This is a genomic window from Kitasatospora griseola (assembly GCF_044999035.1).
GTDB lineage: Bacteria > Actinomycetota > Actinomycetes > Streptomycetales > Streptomycetaceae > Kitasatospora > Kitasatospora griseola.
This window is the reverse complement of sequence record NZ_CP173360.1, coordinates 295,075-314,281: the sequence shown is the minus strand read 5'-3', so window position 1 is coordinate 314,281 and position 19,207 is coordinate 295,075. Positions and strand designations below refer to the sequence as shown.

The window sequence follows — 19,207 nt, the reverse complement described above, 5'->3', positions numbered from 1 at the left end:
GGCTTCTGGCCGGCTGCGCCGTGGGCGCGGGTCAGGGGACGGCGCAGGTGAACGCGTGCAGGTACGCGTTGACCGGGGCGACGGCCTTCAGCAGCAGGCCGGACTCCTCGATCAGCGCGGTCAGGCTGCCCAGGGTGTGCTTGGCGCCGCCCACGTTGAGCAGCAGCAGCAGGTCCATCGCGGTGGTGAACCGCATCGACGGGGAGTCGTCGACCAGGTTCTCCACGATCACCACCCGGGCGCCCGGGCGGGCCACCTGACGCAGGTTGCGCAGCGTGCGGCGGGTGGATTCGTCGTCCCACTCCAGGATGTTCTTCACCAGGTACAGATCGGCCTGCACCGGGATCGCCACCCGGCAGTCGCCCGGCACCAGCCGCGCCCGGTCGGCCAGCGGGCCGCCCGGCAGCAGCCGCGGATCGGCGTGCTCGACCACCTTCGGCAGGTCCAGCAGCGTGCCGTGCAGGCCCGGGTGACGCTCCATCAGGGCCGCCAGCGCCTGCCCCTGGCCGCCGCCGATGTCGGCCGCCGTGGCGATGCCCGCCAGGTCCAGGAAGTCGGCCAGGTCCTGCGCGGACTGCCGGCTGGACTGCGTCATCGCCCGGTTGAACAGGGCCGCCGAGTCCGGCGCGTCGTCGTGCAGGTACTGGAAGAACTCCTTGCCGAAGGCGTCGGCGAACACGCTGCGCCCGGTGCGCACCGCGTCGTCCAGCCGGGACCAGGACTGCCACGTCCACGGCTCGGTGCACCACAGCGCGATGTCGCGCAGGCTGCCGGGCTCGTCGGTGCGCAGCAGGCGCGACAGCGGGGTGTGACGGAAGCGGCCGTCACCCGTCGCGGCGAACACCTCGTAGCAGACCAGGGCCCGCAGCAGGCGCTCCAACGGGACGGCCGGGACATCCAGGCGAACCGCCAACTCCTCTGCGGTGGCGGGTTGTTCGTCCAGCGCGTCGGCCAGTTTCAGGCTGGCGGCGGCGCGCACCGCGCCCGCGCAGGCGGCGCCGAAGGCCAGCTCGCGCAACAGCATCGCGGGCGGTACGGCGGGTGCGGCGGTCGTGCCGTCGGGTGCCGCGGCGGCTGCGACGGCGGGGGAGGAGGGCGGGACGGGTCGGGTCGGGGCGGAGGTCATGGGCGCGTCGGCCTTTCGTCGGGGCTGGAGGGCTCGGAGGGCCGGTCAGCAGTGGCCGGCGGGCTGGTCGGCGGACCGGTCAGCAGTGACCGGCGGGCTGGGAGGTGCGGCAGGAGTTGGTCATGAACGAACTCCCGTTGCGCTGGTCGAGGTCGGCGAGGTCGACCGGCAGGTTGTCGAGCAGGATGTTGTCGGTGACGACGGCGCGGGCGTTCGGCGCGCCCACCACGCTCGGGTACAGCACGATGCCGCCCGACATCGGCGACGTTCCGGAGTGGTCGGTGACCAGGTTCTCGGAGACCACCACGTCCTCGGTGCCGGTCAGTAGGATGCCCGTGCCCTGCACCGAGTCCAGGCGCGGATTGGGCTCGCAGTAGCGGTTGTTGGCGCGCACCACGTTGTTGGTGACGCTCAGCGAACCGGCCCGCGGCACCCCGTCGTCACCGACGACGAAGATGCCGCCGCAGTTGCCGGACGCCAGGTTGCCGGTCGCCGTCAGGTCCCGCACCCGGCGCAGCTGCAGGCCGATCCGGTTGCCGGTCAGCCGGTTCGCCGCCACCTGGGTGCCGCGGGTCTCCAGCGCACCGCCCTTGCGGTCGAACCAGTTGGCGACGAAGATCCCCGCCTGCCCGTTGTCCCGGGCCTCGTTCTCGGTGAGCACGGTGCGGGTCGACATCTCCACGCTGATGCCCTGCAGGCCGTTGTCGTGGGACGCCACCTGGTGGACCGTCAACTTGTCGGTGACGGCGGCGGCGATCCCGTTCTTCGCGAAACCCGTCACCGCCAGCGACTCCACCACCGCGCCCGACACCGGCCGCACCGGCATCCCGCGGTCGTCCGCCACACCCGTCACGCACAGCCCGTTGCCGGCCGCGGCGCAGGCGCTGCGGTCGGCCGGGTCGGGCACCAGCACGGAGCGGTTGCCCTGCCCGCGCAGCGTCACCCCGTCGGTGGCGATGGTGACGCTGCCCGGGTAGTTGCCCGCCGCCAGCTCCACCACGTCACCCGGGCGGGCCGCGTCGACGGCGGCCTGCACGGAGGCGCCGGGCTGGACGCGGTGCACGTTCGGGCCGGCTGCGTTGGGGCGGGTGGCGTCCGGCCGGGTGAGGTTCGGGCGGGCCACGGTCGGGGCGGTGGCGGTCGGGAAGGTCGGGGACGCCACGGCGAACGGCGAAGCCGGCACCGGGGCAGCGGCCAGCAGGGTCGGCACGGTGGCGGCAGAGGCGAGCAGAACGGCGGCGAGACGGGTTCGCGGGCGTGTCGAGGTGAAGAGAGGAGTCATCTGGGGGAGCCGATTTCCAGGGGTCGCGGTCGCGGACGGCGTTGGCGCGCGCCCGCCGCCTCGAAGCTATGGTCGTGCCCCGCCCGCGGCCAGCCGGGTTCGGTCGCAAGGGTTGCCCGCGCCCGCCGAACGGATGGCCGACCGGCGCGCCTGAAGGGCGGTCGATCGGACGGCGGCCGGGAGCGTGGCCGGGACAGCGGTCGGAAGGGCGGTCGATCGGACGGCGGCCGGGAGCGTGGCCGGGACAGCGGTCGGGAGGGCGGTCGATCGGACGGCGGCCGGGAGGGAGGCTGGGCGGGCGGCGGGCGGCGGGCGGCGGGCGGCGGTCGGGAGGGCGGCCGGGAGGATGGGACCACCCGTACACCCGATCGGGGGGAACTGCGGCCGGGCACCGGGCCCGCCCGGGCGGGCCGAACCACTATGGACGCATGACTCTGCACCGTGGACGAATCGCCGAAAAGACCGACCCCGCCCCCGACGACCTGCGCCCCACCGGCGTCGGCCGGACCGAGCTGTTCCCCGCCGAGCCGCACTCCGCCGACCACTACCGCACCGAGCGGCAGCGCAGCGAGGAGTACCGGCTCGACGAGGAACTCGCCGCCCGGCACGCCGTCGTCGACGTCGGCCCCGAGACCGAAGTGGAGACCGCGAACTGGCCGGACACCGACGACCCCGCCTGGGACTACGACGACGTCATTCTCCGGTCGGTCAACTGAGTACCCCTCAGCGCGCTGTGCCCGCCGCTCGACCACGGTCGGACGGCGGGCACAGCGCGCTGAGGGGTATTCGGCGACGGTGCGTTCGTCAGTAACGCTGGGCCTTGACCACCACCGGGACCAGCGTGGTGTCCGAGCTCTTGGTGGAGAACGCCACCGGGTTCTCGGTGGCGCCCGGCGCGAGGTTCTCCACGCCCACCACCGTGGAGTCCACGGCCTGCCCCGAGCCGTCGGTGAAGTCCACCTGGATCGCGTACGAGCGGGTCTCCGTGGTGCTGTTGGTGACCGTCACCTTCGCGGCCGTCAGATTGCCGGTGACCTGGGTCGGGATCCCGGTCAGTGTGACATCGCCCAGCGCGTTGCCCGCGTCCGGGACGGTCGCCAGCACCTGCCGCGCCTTCTCCCGGCGCGCTGCCAGCTGGGCGTTCGCCGACGCCTCGAACTCCGCCGCCTGCCGCGACGCCGACTCCCGCGCCGCCGAGACCGACGCCAGCGCCGAGGAGTGCAGCGAGGCGAGCGGGGAGGCCGGCTCGCCCGAGAAGTTCTCCGCCCCCACCGTGAACGTCGACATCGCCGCCTGCACCGGATCCTCGCCCGAGCTGCCGCCGCAGGACGCCATCACCGCCATGCCGGTCGCGGCCGCACCGAGCGCCAGCACCAGCCGCACGCCCCGCCGAGCGCCGCCCCGCCGAGCGCCGCCCCGCCGAGTGCCTCCCCGCCCGGGACGGGCCTGCCGGACGGGCGGGGCCACCCGGCCCTGGCGCAGCAGCGGTCGGCGAGGCGCGTGCTGCCGGACTTGTCGGGTGGTAGGGGCTTCTGCCTCGGTGAAGGCCGGTGGATCGACGGGCCTCGGGTCCCGGGCGGAACTGTTCTGATCCGCGTCTCGCATCGCGCTGCACCCTTTCGCTCAGAACCGCGCCGGCCACTCCGCGCCGCGGTCGATCCGGCGAGCCGTCGGCCCGCACCAGGACGTGCGGAACCAGCGCTCCGCTCTCCGTCCCCATCGTCGGAGCCCCGCAACCTCCCGGGCCAGCGGCGCTGCGCCATTGGGGGGAGCCCGACGGTCCGTCAGATCTACGGCTGTGACGGCGAGATACGTATGACCGGCGATCGGTGATCGGTGATCGGCGGGTGATGGGTGGCCAGGGCTCGGCGGGTGATGGGTGATGGGTGGCCAGGGCTCGACGGGTGATGGGTGATCGGGGCTCGACGGGTGACGACGTGCGATGAGGGGAGGTGGTGGGCAGTGGGGGAGCAGCGGATCGTGCGGCGCATGCCGAGTTGGAGCGCGCTGGTCGGGGCGGTGCTGTTCTACTGCCTGTCCTTCACACCGTCGCTGCTGCCCCGACCCTGGCTCCTGCAGGCCGCCGCCGGGGCGATCACCGCGTTCTTCGGCTACGGGCTCGGCGCGTTCTTCGGCCTGGTCGCCCGCCGGTGCGGGCTGCTGCCTTCGCCGACCGTGCGGCGCGCCGGGTGGTGGCTGCTGGCCGGAGTCGGCGGCGGTGCCGTCGTGGCGATCACCGCCTGGAGCGTGCGCTGGCAGGGCGACGCGCGTCGGGCCGTCGGGCTCGACCCGCGGATCGGCTGGTGGCAGTGGACGCTGGTGCTGCCGGTCGCCCTGCTGCTCGGTGCGCTGCTGGTGCTTGCCGCGCGGGCCGTCCGGCTCGGCACCCGGACGCTGCGGCGGATCCTCGCCCCCGCCGTCCCGGGCTGGGCGGCCGCCGCCGGGGCCGCCGCGCTCGCCGCCGTGCTGGTGGTCGGATTCGTCCAGGGCTTCCTGCTGCGCGGCCTGCTGGGCCTCGCCGAACGCGGCGCCGCCCTGACGGACCGTTCGACCGGCCCCGGCATTGTCCGGCCGGAGCTCCCCACCCTCTCCGGCAGTCCCGACTCGTACGAGAGCTGGGACAGCCTCGGCGCGAAGGGCCGCGACTTCGTCGGCCAGGCCCCCACCGCCGCCCGGATCTCCGGCTTCACCGGACGTCCCGCCAAGGATCCCGTCCGGGCCTACGTCGGCCTGCGCTCCGGCGAAGGGATCGGCCTCACCGACCCGGAACGCGTCCTGCAGGAACGGGCCCGGCGCGCCGTCGCCGAACTCGACCGGGCCGGCGGCTTCCAGCGGAAGGTCCTGGTGGTGATGGGCACCACCGGAAGCGGCTGGGTCAACGAACGCATCGCCCAACCGCCCGAGTACCTGTACGACGGCGACAGCGCCGAAGTCGCGTTCCAGTACTCCTATCTGCCCAGCTGGATCTCCTTCCTGACGGAAGGCAAGGCGAGCGAGGCCGGCCGCGCCCTGTACGACGCCGTCCACGCGCACTGGTCGCAGCTGCCCGCCGACAGTCGCCCCCGGCTGCTGGTGGCCGGCGAGAGCCTCGGCTCGTACGCCGTCGAACAGGCCTTCCCCGGCGGCGTCGACCAGCTCACCGCGGAGACCGGCGGGGCGCTGCTGGTCGGCCCCACCCCCGACAATCCGCTGCGGAGGACCATCACCGACGGGCGGGCGCCCGGCAGCCCCGTCTGGCGGCCCGTCCACCAGGACGGCCGCACCGTGCGCTTCGCCCAGCAGACCTCCGACTTCGCGATCCCCGACGCGCCCTGGCTGCAGCCCCGGGTGGTCTACCTGCAGAACGGCAGCGACCCCGTCGTGTGGTGGCAGCCCGCGCTGATCTGGAGCCGACCCGCCTGGCTGAACGGGCAGCGCGCCCACGACGTCCCACCGACCATGCGGTGGTACCCCGTGGTGACGTTCTGGCAGGTCACCTGCGACCTGGCGGCGTCCGAGGCGGTGCCCGAAGGGCACGGGCACCGCTACGGACTGATGCCGGTCGAGGCCTGGTCCCGGATCGTCCCGCCCGACGGCTGGACCCCGCAGGACACCGAACGGCTGGTGGCGTACCTGCGGGAGCAGCCCTGACGCAGTGGCCGACGCGATGTCGGACGCGATGTCGGACGGAGGGTCGGACGGGGCGTCAGTGGTGCGCCGGCTCGGAGTGGGTCTCCGGGAGGCCGGGGGCCGTCGGAGTGGCGCTGGTGCTGCTGCCGCTGTTGTCACGGGGACGGAGGAGGTGGCGGGCGAAGGCGGCGGAGGCCAGCAGCAGGGCGGCCGAGACCCAGGCGGCGATGTTGATGCCGTGGACGAAGGCGTTGTTCGCGCTGGTCAGCAGCTGCCCGGCGAGGTCGCCCGGCAGGGTCGCGGCGGCCTGCACCGCGCCGCCGAGTGACTGGCCGGCCTGGTCGGCCAGCGCCGGGTCCGTGTTGGGCGGGACGGTGAGCGACCCCGCGTACAGGGCCGTCACGACCGAGCCGACCAGTGCGATGCCCAGCGCCGCGCCCAGCTCGTACGCCGTCTCCGACACCGCCGAGGCGGCGCCCGCCTTGTCGGCCGGGGCGGTACCCAGCACCAGGTCCGAGGAGAGGGTGTACACCACGCCTTCGGCGGTACCCAGTGCCAGGAAGGACGAGCCGATCAGCAGGTAGGCGCTGTCCACCCGGATCAGGCCCAGCACCGCGATGCCCAGCCCCATCACCAGCAGACTGACCGTCAGCACCCGGCGCGCACCCGCGCGCCGCGCCAGCCGGGCCGTCAGCAGACCGCCGACCACCGAGCCGACGAAGGCCGGGAGTTCGGCGACACCCGCCGAGAGCGGCGAGTAGCCGCGCACCAGCTGGAGGTACTGCGACATGAAGAAGATCACACCGGACAGCCCGATCAGGCTGATCAGCGAGGACACCACCGCCGCCGTGAACCGCGGGTCACGGAACAGCCGGACCTCCAGCAGCGGAGTCGGCAGACGGAGCTGACGCCGTACGAACAGCGCCAGGGCGGCCGCGCCCAGGACGAACGTCGCCGGAGTGGTCCAGGAGGCCAGGCCGTGCGCGGCGAACTCCTTGATCCCGTACACCGCACCGATCACGCCCGCCATCGACAGCAGCACGCTCGACATGTCCCAGCGGCCCGGACGAGGATCGCGGGACTCCGGCAGCAACCAGGCGCCGAACACCAGCAGCAGCACCATCACCGGCAGGTTCAGCAGGAACACCGACCCCCACCAGAAGTGCTCCAGCAGCACCCCGCCCACCAGCGGGCCGAGCGCCGCACCCGCCGTCGCGCCCGCACCCCAGATGCCGATCGCGGTCGCCCGCTCCCGGGCGTCCGGGAACAGTGCGCGGATCAACGACAGCGTGGACGGCATGATCGTCGCACCCGCCACACCCAGCAGCGCCCGGGCCAGGATCAGCCAGCCCGGACTCGGCGCGTACGCCGCCAGCAGCGAGGCCGCGCCGAACGCCGCCGACCCCGCCAGCAGCACCCGCTTGCGCCCCAGCCGGTCGCTGAGCGCACCCATCGACACCAGCAGGCCGGCCAGCACGAAGGAGTAGGCGTCGCCGATCCAGAGCAGCTGGGTGCCGGACGGGCGGAGGGTCTCGGTGATCGACGGGATGGCGAGGGACAGCACCGTCGCATCCACCGCCACCAGGGTGACGGCGAGGACGAGGACGCCGAGACCGGTCCAGCGGTGGCCGGACCGGCGGTGGTCGGACCGGCCGTCCCCGGTGTGGTCGGGGCGGACGGCGAGGGGGGAACTCATGGGGTATCAGGTCTCCGTAGAGCGCCGCCGAGGAACAACTCGGCGAGCGAGAACGCACTTTCGCGAAGGGCGAGCCGGCCTTCCTGGACGGCCCAGCCGATGCCGGCCACCAGATCGAAGAACGCCTCGCTGAGCCAGCCGGCCGAGAGCTCGACCCGGAACGTCCCTTCCTGCTGCCCGCGCAGGAACAGTGCTCGGACCCGGGCGTCCTGGAGCTCCCACAGGTCATTGATCTCGGGATCGTCGTACAGCTGGTTCTCACCGGCCAGGAACGCGCACAGCGCGGCATCCGGCACCACCGCGTCCACCAGTCGACGCAACGCCGCCTCGGCGCTGCCCTCCTCCACCTGCGCGACATCCAGCGCGGCGGAGAACCGGCGCAGGCCGAGGGCGCCCACCTCGCGGATCAGCGCCTCCCGGCCCGGGAAGATCCGGTGCAGGGTGGCGCGGCTGATGCCGGCGGCGCGGGCGATCTCGTCGAGATGCGCCGTCGGGCGTCTGGAGAGGACGCCGACGGCTGCTTCGAGGACGGAGTCGCGGTCGGTAGCCATGAGAGCAGCATAACGCAGATGAGACATTGATGTCTCACTCTGGAGGTGGGAGTCTCAGGGGGGCGGGGGTGGAGCAGGTTCTCGGGGGTGGCGGGAGTCTTCGGGGGTGGCGCGGGCTCTTGGGGTGGCGCGGGTTTCCGGGGGCGGTGCGGGCTCTTGGGGTGGTGCGGGTTTCTGGAGGTGGTGCGGGCTTTCGGGGCGTGTGCAGGGTGCCTGCACGCCGAAGACCCCGCGCGGGGCGCGGGGTCTTCGGGGGTGATGTGCTGTGGGGCTGTGCCGTGGCGGCCGGTCGGGTCGGTGGGCCGCCGGCTGGGCTCAGCTCTGGTTGTAGAAGCCGGTCTCGTCGAGCGGGCGGTCGATGACCATCACCTCGACGTCCGCCGGCGTGAGCAGGAACACCCGGCGGGCGATCCGCTCGATGCCGCCGCGGGTGCCGAAGATCAAGCCGGAGGCGAAGTCGACCATCCGCTTGGCCTCGGCGTCGTTCATCTCGGTGAGGTCCATGACCACCGGCGTGGCGGCACGGATGTGCTCGCCGACGGTGCGGGCGGCCTCGAACCCGGTGGGCCGGAGCGAGACGATCTTGGACGGCCCGATCTGCCCGCCCGGCAGAGTCTCCTCGCCGTCCCACGCTTCCTCGTACATCGCGGCCGGGTAGCTGCCGGAGGGCATAAGCCACCCGTTGTGGTGCTCGTCGCGAAGTGCTCCCATTAGCCGCGCCTCCCTGTCTCGTTCCGTACTCGTCCCCCGGAGGACAACGGGTCGTTTTGACACGTCATCCACTTGTTGGAACTGTCCGAGTATCGCACTGATCACCGCAGAAGTGCCCGCACGCGCTCACCCGACGGGTTGTGGCGTGGGCGAAAATCCGTGCTTACCCGGATATTCGTAACGACGCCGGCGGCCGGTGAACGGTTGCGCGCGACGACACTATCGGTGGCGACCGGAGGACAGTTGACTGTGTGTCAACAATCATGTAACGGCTTCACCTGATGGGGTTGGTTTCGGGCCACGGGCTCCCGGTTCTGTCCTCGGGGCCGCGTGTCGCGCGTGGCGTTCGTCTCGTCTGTGCTGTTGGGCGTGTCGCGTACGTCTGTGCGTCGGGAGCCCGGTGGGGTCACTCGCCGATGGCGCCGTCGATCCGTTCGCGCAGCAGGTCGGCGTGGCCGTTGTGCCGGGTGCACTCCTCGACCAGATGGAAGAGGATCCAATGGAGCGTCATTTCATTGCCGCGCCACGTACTCTTGGCCGCGGTGTCCAACGAGACACCCTCGATCGTGGCACGGGTGCAGGCGACGTCCTCCTGCCAGGCGGCAGTGTCGGCCATCGGATCCGCGTCGTCGACCAGGTCGAAGTCGCCGTCCGGGAACGCGTCGGACCAGTACCGGTCGGCCGGCTTCAGAGTCTCGCCGTTCAGGTACCGGTGCCGCTCCACCTCTGCCATGTGTCGGATCAGCCCGAGCAGTGACATCGGGGACGGGGGACAGGGCCGCGCACGGAGCTGGTCCGGCGTCAGCCCCTCGCACTTGAGGGGGAGGCGTTGGCGTCCGTCATGCCGTCATGGTGGGGGACGGGTGGTGGGGTGTGCGAGCTGTTCTCGGGTGGGCGGCGGTTCGGGCTGAGTTGGTCCGGGTGGGCGCAAGGGGTGGTGCGATGATCGGATCTTCATTGCTGGTTGATGCGGGTGGGATGTGGGTGTGCGCAAGGTGATGACGGGGGTGCAGCTGACACTACGTCTGCTGCTGGAGTTGGCCTCGCTGGTCGCACTGGCGGTCAGCGGCTACGGGCTGTGGGGCGGTGCACCCGTGGCGGTACGCGTGCTGATCGCGTTGGTGCTGCCGGTGGCCGCGGCCGTGCTGTGGGGACGCTACGCCGCACCGCGACGGCCGGTGCGCGACTCGGCGGTGGCCTGGTACGGCGTGCAACTGCTGATCTGGGGCGGATCGGTGGCCCTGCTGGCGGTCACCGGCCACGCGAGCTGGGCGATCGTGCTCGGCGTGCTGATGATCGTCAACACGGTGTGGCTGCGGCTGGTCGGCGAATGGTCGCCGGCGATCGAGCGGTAGGCCGGCGCCGGCGTACGTGAGGTGGCGTGGGCCCTGGCTCCGGTCGCCGGTCCAGCTCCCGCGTCGATGTGCGGCGGGCGGCGGCGGGCAGTGGCCGGGCGGTCAGGTGGTGCGGCGGGAGCGGGCGCGCCAGAGCGAGACGGCGCTGAACACACACATCGCGGCGATCACCGACGCCGAGATCAGGAACGCCGGGGACCCGGGCGAGCTCGCACTCGCCCCCGCGATCACGTACGCCGCAGTGGTCGGGACCACGCCGAGCACGGTCGCCGCCAGGTACGGCCAGAACCGGACCCCCGAGAACGCGCAGGCGAAATTGCCCGCCTGGAACGGCGCCCCCGGGAACAGCCGCACCAGCAGTACGCTGCGGAAACCCTGCTCGGACAGCCGGCGGTCGATCTCGATCAGCACCTTGCCACGGACCAGCGGCCGCAGAGCGTCCCGGCCGAGCGACCGGCCCAGCGTGAACGCCACGATCGCGCCCAGCGCCGAACCGGCGACCGCCAGCGGCACGCCCCACAGCGAACCGAACAGCAGGCCCATTCCCGCGTTCAACGCGGGGCGCGGCAGGAATGCCACGGTGCCGAAGGCGTAGGCCGCCAGCGCGATCGGCATCCGCCACGGACCGGTCGCCGCCGCGAGCGCCGCCGTCGGATCCCAGAGCAGCAACGAGGCCGCGGCAGCCGCGAGGACAGCCGCGAGCAGGCCGAGGCGCAGCAGCGCGTGGCGGTGCGCGCGCGGGTGTGGGGCGGCCTCGGCCGGGGTGGCGTCCGCGGTCGGAGTGACGGTGCTCGTAGCGGGGGTTGTGTCGGTGGTGGTTGTGTTGGCGGTGGTTGCGCTGGTGTCGGCTGTGCGGACGTCGGTGTCGCCGTCGGCATGGACGAGGAGCGGCGCGGTGGGGCCGGATGTCGGCTGCGGGGCGGGCACCCGGCGAGCTTAACCGGGGCCGTCGTGGTGGTCCGGCGAGGGTGTGCGGTAGTCGGTGCGCGGCTCCGGGCGCGCGGCGGCGGACGGGTGGGCCCGGCCGGGCGGGGGCGGAACCCGTGGGCGGCGTCGGCGCGTGCGGGCTCAGGCGGTGGGGCGGCGTAGCTGCTTCAGCAGGGCGATGTCGGCGGCATGCCGGGCACCTTCGACGCGGTCGGGGTCGTGGCGTCCGTCCGGGGTCTCGATGATCAGCGGGACGCCGGCGGTGGCCGGGTGCGCCAGTAGAGCCCGGAACGCAGAGGCGCCGATGTGACCGGCGCCGATGTTCTCGTGGCGGTCCTTGCGGGCGCCCACGACGTCCTGCGAGTCATTGGCGTGGATCAGCCGGAGCCGGCCCGGGCCGACCGCCTGGTGCAGGGCTTCGAAGAGCTCGTCGACCCCGTCGGGGGCGGCCAGGTCGTGGCCGGCGGCGAAGGCATGGCAGGTGTCCAGGCAGACACCGACCAGTGGGTGGTGGTCGAGCGCGTCCAGGTAGGCGGCGAGATCCTCCATCCGGGCGCACAGCGAGCTGCCCTGGCCGGCCGTCGGCTCCAGCAACAGCCACGGGGCGTCGTCCCCGTACCGATCGAGGCCGTCCAGGATCGGCATGACCTGCGCGCGAACCTCGGCCAGCGCCTCCTCCCGGGTACCGCACAGCGCCGAACCGGTGTGAACCACCGCGCCGAGCGCGCCGATCGCCGCCGAACGGTGCAGTGAGTGCGTCAGCGACTCGACCGAACGCTCACGGGTCGCCGGCGAGTCGGAGCCGAAGTTGATCAGGTAGGGCGCGTGGACGTACGCCGGGATGCCCTGCTCCGCGCACGCCGTGCGGAACGCCAGGTCGTGCGCGGGATTCCCGGCCGGAGTGGCCCACCCGCGCGGGTTGGCGACGAACACCTGCACCGCCTCCGCACCGACCTTGGCGGCGTAGGCCAGCCCCGTCCCCGCCAGACCCTTCCCGGCCACGGGAACATGGGCGCCGATCGGGTTTCGTGGGGCGGAATTCATGGCCCCGAGCATCCCACGGCCGGATGGACCAGCAGGTCACCGGGGTCGCCGACGGACTTTCTCTCCCGGCGGTCGACCATTCGACGGAGCTCGCACGCGCCTGTCGGGCGGGCCTGCCGAGCGGGCCGGGCGGGTCTGCCGAGCGGGCCCGGGCGGCTCTGCGCAGTCGGCCCGAGGATGCCCGCCGGCGGTTGGCGGGTGGCCGAGTTCGACCGAGTGGTTCATGGGCAGACGACGGGACGGAGAGGCGAAAGCAGATGGACGAGTCACTGGCGCGGGCACAGCGCGAGCACTGGGAGCGGACGTACTCCGCCCACCCCGGCATGTACGGGGACCAGCCGTCGGAGTCGGCAGAGCATGCCGCCGCAGTGTTCCCGCCCCGGGGCGACGTGCTGGAACTCGGCGCCGGACACGGACGCGACGCGCTGTTCTTCGCCCGCCAGGGCTTCACGGTGACTGCGGCCGACTTCAGCCCCGCCGGCCTCGACCAGCTCGCCGCACAGGCCGCCGCCGACGGCCTGACGGTGACCACCCTGGTGCAGGACGTCCGCCGACCGCTGGGCCTGCCGGACGGATCGGTCGACGCGGTGTACGCGCACATGCTGTTCTGCATGGCGCTGTCCACGGCCGAGTTGGAGGCGCTGGTCGGGGAAGTGCGCCGGGTGCTGCGGCCCGGAGGTGTGCTCGTGTACACCGTGCGGCACACCGGCGATGCGCACTTCGGAACCGGGACCGGCCACGGCGACGACATCTGGGAGCAGGGCGGCTTCGCTGTGCACTTCTTCTCGCGGGAGCTGGTGGACCGCCTGGCGGACGGCTGGACCCCGGCCGAGGTCGAGCCGTTCGAGGAGGGCGACCTGCCGCGCCGACTGTGGCGGGTGACGCAGCGCCGGACGGACTGAGACGTTGAACGTCTGGCGTGAGCTGAGCCTCCGCCAGTGCTGATCCGGGCCTGGGCCCGGGTGCGCGGGACTGCGGGCGCGCTGCAGGCCTGGGCGCGCCCGCGGTGAGGGGAAGGATCGACTCTCCTGCTCCTCACCCTGGCGGCGTCGGTCGGCGACTCGATCGGTGGCGCCGGTGGCCTTGCCGGTGGCGCGGGCGGCAGCCCGGTCGGACCGTCTCAGCGGGTGGGCTCCAAGGAGCCGGACGGGGCCGCGGAGCCCGCGGAGTTGCGGTGGCGCATGGCCGTGGCGGACGGAATCAGTGCGGCCGCCAGCAGGGTGACGACGACGAAGGAGACCGTCAGCGAACTCGCCTGGGCGATGCCACCCACCACGGCCGGGGCGACCAGGCCGGAGGTGTACGTGATGGTGGCGACACCGGCGATGGACTGGCTCGGGTTGGTGCCGGCCCGCCCGGCGGCGGCGAACGCGAGCGGAACCACGACGGCGATGCCTATGCCGATCAGGGCGAACCCCGGAATGGCCAGGTACGGAGTGTGGGAGAGAACCACCAGCACGCCGCCGACGGCGGCGACCATGCCGCTGATCCGCACCGTGAGCACCGGGCCGAGGCGTCGGATCACCGCGTCGCCGGCCAGGCGGGCCGTGGCCATGGTGGCGGCGAAGGCCGTGAAGCAGGCGGCGGCGGTCGATGCGGAGGCACCGGTGATGTCGCGGAGATAGACGCCGCTCCAGTCCATCGAGGCACCCTCGGCGAAGACGGCGCAGAAGCCGACCAGCCCGATGACCAGCGCTTCCTTCGGCGGCAGCGCAAAGCGGGGCGGTGCCTCCTCGGCGTCGGTCGGCCGGACGTCGAGCACGCCGCGCGCCGCGACCTGGGCGATCAGCACGAGGATCAGCGCCGTCACCGCGTACTGGATCCGGGCGTCCATCTGCTGATGCGCCGCCAGGACGCCGAAGCCGGAGCCGATCAGACCGCCCAGGCTCCACATCCCGTGCAGACCCGACATGATCGAGCGGCCGAGCCGCTCCTCGACCTCGACGCCCTGGGCGTTCATCGCGACGTCCGACATGCCGGCCGTCGCGCCGTAGAAGAACAGGGAGAGGCAGAGAACCACCAGGTTCGGGGAGAGCGCCGGCAGCGCCAACGAGAGGCACCACAGGGAGAGCAGGCCCTGCAGCGCGGCCCGGGCCCCGAAGCGGTGCACGATGCGACCGGCCAGCGGCATGGCGATCGAGGCGCCGATCGCCGGGAACACCAGGGCGAGACCGAGCTGGCCGGGACTCAGATCCAGCTGGTCCTTGATCCACGGGATGCGGCTGACGAAGGTGCCGGTGACAGCACCGTGGACGGCGAACACCAGCGCCACGCTCAGTCTTGCGCGCCGGACATCCTTGAGAGTTTCGCCCATGCTGGGCTCCCCCTTGGGTCGATCGGATTCGCAATAAACTATCAGGGACCCTGCCTGATAGAAACCTCTGGAAGGATGCAGGCTCATGACGACCGCTCGCACCGCCACGCCGAGCACCGCCCGGGCCATCAACGACCGGCTGGCCCTCGACCTGCTGCTCGAACGGGGCCCGCTCACCGCATCCGACCTGCGCACGCTGACCGGACTCTCCCGACCCACTGTCGCCGACCTGCTCGAACGGCTCCAGCGCAGTGGACTGGTCGCCCAGGCAGGGGAGAGTGCCGCGCTCCGCCGTGGCCCCAATGCCCGCCTGTACGGACTGGTTGCCGATCGCGCGCACCTCGCCGGAATCGACATCCGCGCCACCGGTGTCAGCCTGGTGGTCGCCGACCTGACCGGGCGGACCCTCGGCACGGCGACCATCGCGGCACCGGCGGGAGGCGAGTCCGGTGGGCCGGGCCGGCTGCCGACCGGCGAGGCTGCTTCGAGTGTCGCGACTGTTGTGACCGACCGACCGGTTCGGGCGCTCGGGGCGGTCGGGATGGTCGGCGCGGGGGCGACCGGCCCTGCAGGAGGTGAGGCGGGGGAGGGCGATCTGCTCGTGGAGCGGACCGTCGACGTCCTGCTCGCGACCGCCGCCGAGGCCGGCGCCCGCGAACTGCACACCGTGGCGGTCGGCGCACCCGGCCTGGTGGACCCGGTGAGTGGCGCCCTCAACAACTCCGGGAAACTGCCCGAGTGGCACAGCAAGCTGCTCGCCGCCCTGCGAGCCCGCCCCGGGACGGAGGTGATCCTCGAGAACGAGGTGAACCTGGCGGGGATCGCCGAGCATCGGATGGGCGCAGCCCGGGGCCGGAAGGATTTCGCCCTGATCTGGCTGAGCCACGGCGTCGGCGCGTCGGTGGTGCTGGACGGCCGACTGCGGCGCGGGGCCTCCGGCGGTACCGGCGAGATCGGGTTCCTGCCCGTCCCCGGAACCGTCGGCCTGCCGGACGCCACCCGGTGCGACGGCGGGTTCCACTCGCTGGTCTCCAGCGCGGCGATCTGTGAACTCGGCGCCCGCCACGGACTGCACGCCGAGCCCGACGGGCCGGCGCCCGGTGCCGAGGCTGTCGTGCGCCTTGCCGTCCAGAGTGGAGCCGACGCCTTCCTGGAGGAGTTGGCCGGACGGATCGCGATCGGAGCCTCCGCCATCTGCGTGGTGCTCGATCCCGGCTGCGTGGTGCTGGGCGGCGAGATCGGCCAGGCCGGCGGCCCAGAGCTGGCTGCCCGGGTCGAACGCCACCTCGCTCGGCTATCTCCGCTCGCCACCGAAGTCCGTGCCGGCACGGCGGGCGGAGGTGCCGTGCTCGCCGGCGCGGTGCTGACTGCCGGTGACGCGGCGCGCCGCGAACTGTTCGGAGGCGAGTGAGGCTCCGGCCGCGGAAGGTGAGCGGGCCGAGGACCGGCGCTACGTCCAGCTGACGGGTTGTCGGGTCGCGCGGTCGAGGACCGCCGGTGGTGGGGTGTGTACGCGGTCGGTTGCCGGTACGGCAGGATGACGGGGTCTGTCCCGCTTTCCGTGAGCCGCCCAGGAGCTGCATCCATGGCCATCCCCGACCGGCCTGTCCATCCGTACCGCATCGGCGAGGCGGCCTCCATGCTGGGGGTGAGCGCCGACACCATGCGGCGGTGGGTGGACGCCGGGCGCCTGCCGGCGACCCGTGACGAGCATGGCCATCGGATCATTGCCGGGGCCGAACTCGCTTCCTTCGCCCGGGAGCTGGCGCGTCCGGAGAACAGCGAGACGGAGGGGCGTTCCTCGGCGAGGAACCGGTTCCCCGGCATTGTGACCGCGGTGGTGCTGGGCGACGTGGCCGCGAAGGTGGAGATCCAGGCCGGACCGTTCCGGGTGGTCTCGCTGATCAGCCGGGACTCGGCGGAGGAGCTCGGACTGGTTCCCGGTGCCCCCGCCACCGCCGTCATCAAATCGACCAACGTCGTCGTCGAGCGCGGCTGACCCACTGCCCGGTAGGTGCGTCGCCGCTGCAGGTTTGCCGGCCTCCCGGGCGAGCCGGACGCGACGGCCGCCACCAGGTATCGGAGGTGCCTGCGCAGTGGCGAAAGGATGCCGCCTAGGATGCGGAGTTCTGCGGCCAACCGCCGGCGAGGCGGACCGTGGTGTGAGTTGCCCGACTGTGCGAGAGGACGACCCCGTTGAAGAGCCGCGTGCGCGCCGTTGCCCACCGTGGTGACCCGTACCAGCACCGCGAGAACACCCTGCCGGCGGTCAGTGCCGCTCTCGCGGCGGGAGCGGACGCCGTTGAGGTCGACGTCCAGCTCACCAAGGACGGCGTGCCGGTGCTGCTCCACGATCAGACGTTGGAACGGCTCTGGAACGACCCGCGACCGATCAACCGCGTGACCTCCGAACAGCTCGCGGAACTGGCCACGCCCGGCCTGCGGATCCCCACTCTCGCCGAGGTGCTGCCGGTCGTCGCGCAGACCGACGGCCGACAGCTGCTGATCGATCTGGACGACGCTCGGCCTGCCGCTGCGACCTGGCGTACCGTCAGCGACCTCGACCTGACCGACCGCGTCGCCTTCTGCGGGTCGGTCGCCGCGATGCTCGCCGTGCGGGAGCTCGCGCCCCGGGCGGAGATCTCGCTGACCTGGAGCCGACTTCAACTGCCCAAGCAGCGGCTGCTGGAGGAGCTGCGCCCCAGCTACCTCAACCCTCCCTTCGGACTGGTCGACGAGCGTTTTGTCGCGGCTGTGCACGACGCCGGCCTCGGCCTCGCCACTTGGACCGTCGACCTGCGCAGGACGATGCGACGCATGCTCGACCTCGGCGTCGACTCGCTCACCTCCAACCGGGTGGCCCTGCTGCGTCGCACGATCGACCAGCACCCCGACGCCCGGCGAACCTCCTGAGACGCCACCGTCTCCGGCGGCGCGCCGCAGAGCAGGTGACTGCCAGCTGCGATGACCGTTTCGTGTTGAAATAAGACGATCATGGCGGCTTTCCGGCGGCGGAGGTGGCGGTGGCAACGGGCGACTCTCCGGAACCACACGAATCGAACGACCATGCCGAGCCGCAGCCACCGTCCGGCGACCGGGGAGGCTCTGAGCAGCCCAACGTGAACGACTCGGATCGTGGCTCGTCGGCTGCAGAACCGGATGACCTCCCCGGTGCGCCGGGGTCGGCCGGTCGAAGCGGATCAGCTGGCGGACATGCCGGTCCAGCCGAAGGTGTCGGAGCCGGTGCGGCCGGCGGAGGACGGGCCGACGGTCCTGTCTCCGGTGAGCGGGCCGAGGGTGACCGAGGTCCCGCCAGTACGGTGTCGGCATCCGGCGAACGATCGACATCAAGTGAGAACACCTCCATAGGTACTGATGGCCCGTCGGGAACGGGTGCAGTGGTGGCAACCCGCATGGCGGGGTCGGACGATCGGAGGCCGGCCCTGATGCTGCCGCCGTCCGTTCGTGCGGCCGCTGCCTGGTCGGCGGCGGTGATTCTCCTCATCACCGTCGCAGGGTTCGCGGTGTTCGTGGTCGTGGAACTCAGGGCGGCGACCATCCCGATGCTGGTCGCGCTACTGGCCACCGCCCTGCTCTACCCGGTCATGCCATGGCTGGTGAACCGCGGCGTAAGCCGCGGTGCGGCAGCCGGACTGACCTGTGCGACTCTGGTGCTGGTCGTGACCAGCGGCATCGCACTGCTCGTCAACTCCCTGGTGGACAGCGCTCCGCAGATCGCCGCCGGACTTCAGCAGGCGGGCGACCGGATCGCCTCATGGCTCGGACCGCTCGGCGACAGAATCCAGTACGCGCTCCGTCAGAGCGCCGGTTCGGGAAGCAATTTGGTGGACTCCCTCGCCAACGGTGTGCTGTCCGGACTCGGCCTGATCACTCAACTGCTGACCGGAGGGGTGCTGGCCCTCGCCCTGATCTTCTTCTTCCTGCGCGACGGCCACCGGTTCGGTGACGCCATTCACGAAGTGATGCCCGGCAAGCACTCCGACACGGTGATCGCCTGCGGTCAGCAGGCTTTCGCGGCCATGGCCGGGTTCATGCGCGGCACCACGTTGATCGCGCTGATCGACGCGACGTTCATCTCCATCGGACTGCTGCTCCTCGGTGTCCCGGGCGCGGCCGGACTGGGCGCTCTGGTTTTCATGGGGTCCTACATCCCGTTCGTCGGAGCCTTTCTCTCCGGAACTGTGGCGGTGCTCGTGGCTCTCGCGAACGGCGGCCTCGGTACTGCCCTCTGGGCGCTTGGTGTGGTGCTGGCGGTGCAGGCGATCGAAGGCAACATCCTCCAGCCCGTCATTCAGAGCAGGACCGTCGAGCTCCACCCCGCGACGATCATGATTGCGGTGGTGGCGGGCTCCGGGATCGCCGGAATCATCGGAGCCCTCCTCGCCGTTCCGGTCAGTGCGGCCGGCCTCGGCGTGGTGTCGGTACTGCGCGGCAGTGCGAAGACGCCTGGGGTGCCGACGAACCGTCGCAGGCGACACCGCTCCGAGAGTCAAAGTCCTGAGAGCTGAAGCTTCGAATCCGATCGTTGATCAGTGGCGGGCTTCCCGTCCGAGGGCCAGGTGGTGGGCACC

17 protein-coding genes and 1 pseudogene are annotated in these 19,207 nt (G+C 72.3%); 8 read left to right on the top strand and 10 right to left on the bottom strand.

The window, feature by feature from the left end; translation table 11 throughout:
* Positions 1–31: 31 nt before the first annotated feature.
* Positions 32–1,126, bottom strand: a complete 1,095-nt coding sequence (locus tag ACI1MP_RS01540) for a methyltransferase (RefSeq protein WP_404867464.1) — start codon at positions 1,124–1,126, stop codon at positions 32–34.
* A gap of 79 nt (positions 1,127–1,205) precedes the next feature.
* Positions 1,206–2,408: a nitrous oxide reductase family maturation protein NosD gene (locus tag ACI1MP_RS01535; RefSeq protein WP_380330985.1), complete on the bottom strand. Its 1,203-nt coding sequence runs from the start codon at positions 2,406–2,408 to the stop codon at positions 1,206–1,208.
* Between the two features lie 428 nt (positions 2,409–2,836).
* Between ACI1MP_RS01535 and ACI1MP_RS01530 the strand changes: the two genes are divergently transcribed.
* Positions 2,837–3,124 (top strand): hypothetical protein, encoded by a 288-nt coding sequence (locus ACI1MP_RS01530; protein ID WP_380330982.1) that lies wholly within the window; start codon positions 2,837–2,839, stop codon positions 3,122–3,124.
* An 88-nt stretch (positions 3,125–3,212) separates the two neighbouring features.
* Here ACI1MP_RS01530 and ACI1MP_RS01525 read toward each other — a convergent pair whose 3' ends face one another.
* A complete protein-coding gene (locus tag ACI1MP_RS01525) occupies positions 3,213–3,791 on the bottom strand; it encodes a hypothetical protein (protein WP_380330979.1) in 579 nt (192 codons plus the stop codon).
* Between the two features lie 579 nt (positions 3,792–4,370).
* Here ACI1MP_RS01525 and ACI1MP_RS01520 point away from each other — a divergent pair.
* Positions 4,371–6,038, top strand: coding sequence for an alpha/beta hydrolase (locus tag ACI1MP_RS01520; protein WP_404867463.1), 1,668 nt, complete (start codon positions 4,371–4,373; stop codon positions 6,036–6,038).
* Between the two features lie 55 nt (positions 6,039–6,093).
* Here ACI1MP_RS01520 and ACI1MP_RS01515 read toward each other — a convergent pair whose 3' ends face one another.
* The 4 genes and pseudogenes from ACI1MP_RS01515 to ACI1MP_RS01500 form a co-directional block, all read right to left on the bottom strand.
* Positions 6,094–7,713 carry an MFS transporter gene (locus tag ACI1MP_RS01515; RefSeq protein ID WP_404867462.1) on the bottom strand — a complete coding sequence of 540 codons (1,620 nt, stop codon included), beginning with the start codon at positions 7,711–7,713 and terminating at the stop codon, positions 6,094–6,096.
* The gene (locus tag ACI1MP_RS01510; RefSeq protein WP_404867461.1) at positions 7,710–8,264 is read right to left on the bottom strand and encodes a TetR/AcrR family transcriptional regulator; all 555 of its coding nucleotides are present in this window, start codon (positions 8,262–8,264) and stop codon (positions 7,710–7,712) included. Before ACI1MP_RS01510 ends, ACI1MP_RS01515 begins: the two co-directional genes overlap by 4 nt.
* 315 nt (positions 8,265–8,579) lie before the next feature.
* Positions 8,580–8,975, bottom strand: coding sequence for a cell division protein SepF (locus ACI1MP_RS01505; RefSeq protein WP_157815346.1), 396 nt, complete (start codon positions 8,973–8,975; stop codon positions 8,580–8,582).
* 406 nt (positions 8,976–9,381) lie between these two features.
* Positions 9,382–9,798 (bottom strand): annotated as a pseudogene (locus ACI1MP_RS01500) (DinB family protein); the annotation flags it as partial.
* A gap of 163 nt (positions 9,799–9,961) precedes the next feature.
* On the opposite strand from ACI1MP_RS01500, the gene ACI1MP_RS01495 reads away from it, so the two are divergent.
* Positions 9,962–10,330: a YrdB family protein gene (locus tag ACI1MP_RS01495; protein WP_404867460.1), complete on the top strand. Its 369-nt coding sequence runs from the start codon at positions 9,962–9,964 to the stop codon at positions 10,328–10,330.
* Positions 10,331–10,432: 102 nt separating this feature from the next.
* Here the strand turns inward: ACI1MP_RS01495 and ACI1MP_RS01490 are convergent, their stop codons facing one another.
* Both ACI1MP_RS01490 and ACI1MP_RS01485 read right to left on the bottom strand, forming a co-directional pair.
* A complete protein-coding gene (locus ACI1MP_RS01490; RefSeq protein ID WP_404867459.1) occupies positions 10,433–11,257 on the bottom strand; it encodes a TVP38/TMEM64 family protein in 825 nt (274 codons plus the stop codon).
* A 141-nt stretch (positions 11,258–11,398) separates the two neighbouring features.
* Entirely contained in the window at positions 11,399–12,301 is a 903-nt protein-coding gene (locus tag ACI1MP_RS01485; protein ID WP_404867458.1) for a deoxyribonuclease IV, read from the bottom strand.
* Between the two features lie 257 nt (positions 12,302–12,558).
* Here ACI1MP_RS01485 and ACI1MP_RS01480 point away from each other — a divergent pair, with 257 nt between their 5' ends.
* Complete coding sequence (locus ACI1MP_RS01480; protein ID WP_404867457.1) at positions 12,559–13,203, top strand: methyltransferase domain-containing protein; 645 nt, start codon at positions 12,559–12,561, stop codon at positions 13,201–13,203.
* Positions 13,204–13,421: 218 nt separating this feature from the next.
* On the opposite strand, the gene ACI1MP_RS01475 is transcribed toward ACI1MP_RS01480, so the two are convergent.
* Positions 13,422–14,615 (bottom strand): MFS transporter, encoded by a 1,194-nt coding sequence (locus tag ACI1MP_RS01475; protein WP_404867456.1) that lies wholly within the window; start codon positions 14,613–14,615, stop codon positions 13,422–13,424.
* Between the two features lie 85 nt (positions 14,616–14,700).
* On the opposite strand from ACI1MP_RS01475, the gene ACI1MP_RS01470 reads away from it, so the two are divergent.
* From ACI1MP_RS01470 to ACI1MP_RS01455, 4 genes are all read left to right on the top strand, one after another.
* Complete coding sequence (locus tag ACI1MP_RS01470; RefSeq protein ID WP_404867455.1) at positions 14,701–16,026, top strand: ROK family transcriptional regulator; 1,326 nt, start codon at positions 14,701–14,703, stop codon at positions 16,024–16,026.
* A gap of 174 nt (positions 16,027–16,200) precedes the next feature.
* On the top strand, positions 16,201–16,614 hold the full coding sequence (locus ACI1MP_RS01465) for a molybdopterin-binding protein (protein WP_404867454.1): 414 nt from the start codon (positions 16,201–16,203) through the stop codon (positions 16,612–16,614).
* A 197-nt stretch (positions 16,615–16,811) separates the two neighbouring features.
* A complete protein-coding gene (locus tag ACI1MP_RS01460) occupies positions 16,812–17,528 on the top strand; it encodes a glycerophosphodiester phosphodiesterase (RefSeq protein ID WP_380330949.1) in 717 nt (238 codons plus the stop codon).
* Between the two features lie 488 nt (positions 17,529–18,016).
* The gene (locus ACI1MP_RS01455; RefSeq protein ID WP_404867453.1) at positions 18,017–19,144 is read left to right on the top strand and encodes an AI-2E family transporter; all 1,128 of its coding nucleotides are present in this window, start codon (positions 18,017–18,019) and stop codon (positions 19,142–19,144) included.
* Positions 19,145–19,207: the final 63 nt, after the last annotated feature.

Bases quoted from the DNA above. Each gene is read 5' to 3' on its own strand.
- ACI1MP_RS01540 (WP_404867464.1), bottom strand. From the start codon at position 1,126: ATGACCTCCGCCCCGACCCGACCCGTCCCGCCCTCCTCCCCCGCCGTC.
- ACI1MP_RS01535 (WP_380330985.1), bottom strand. From the start codon at position 2,408: ATGACTCCTCTCTTCACCTCGACACGCCCGCGAACCCGTCTCGCCGCC.
- ACI1MP_RS01530 (WP_380330982.1), top strand. From the start codon at position 2,837: ATGACTCTGCACCGTGGACGAATCGCCGAAAAGACCGACCCCGCCCCC.
- ACI1MP_RS01515 (WP_404867462.1), bottom strand. From the start codon at position 7,713: ATGAGTTCCCCCCTCGCCGTCCGCCCCGACCACACCGGGGACGGCCGG.
- ACI1MP_RS01510 (WP_404867461.1), bottom strand. From the start codon at position 8,264: ATGGCTACCGACCGCGACTCCGTCCTCGAAGCAGCCGTCGGCGTCCTC.
- ACI1MP_RS01505 (WP_157815346.1), bottom strand. From the start codon at position 8,975: ATGGGAGCACTTCGCGACGAGCACCACAACGGGTGGCTTATGCCCTCC.
- ACI1MP_RS01485 (WP_404867458.1), bottom strand. From the start codon at position 12,301: ATGAATTCCGCCCCACGAAACCCGATCGGCGCCCATGTTCCCGTGGCC.
- ACI1MP_RS01480 (WP_404867457.1), top strand. From the start codon at position 12,559: ATGGACGAGTCACTGGCGCGGGCACAGCGCGAGCACTGGGAGCGGACG.
- ACI1MP_RS01475 (WP_404867456.1), bottom strand. From the start codon at position 14,615: ATGGGCGAAACTCTCAAGGATGTCCGGCGCGCAAGACTGAGCGTGGCG.
- ACI1MP_RS01470 (WP_404867455.1), top strand. From the start codon at position 14,701: ATGACGACCGCTCGCACCGCCACGCCGAGCACCGCCCGGGCCATCAAC.
- ACI1MP_RS01465 (WP_404867454.1), top strand. From the start codon at position 16,201: ATGGCCATCCCCGACCGGCCTGTCCATCCGTACCGCATCGGCGAGGCG.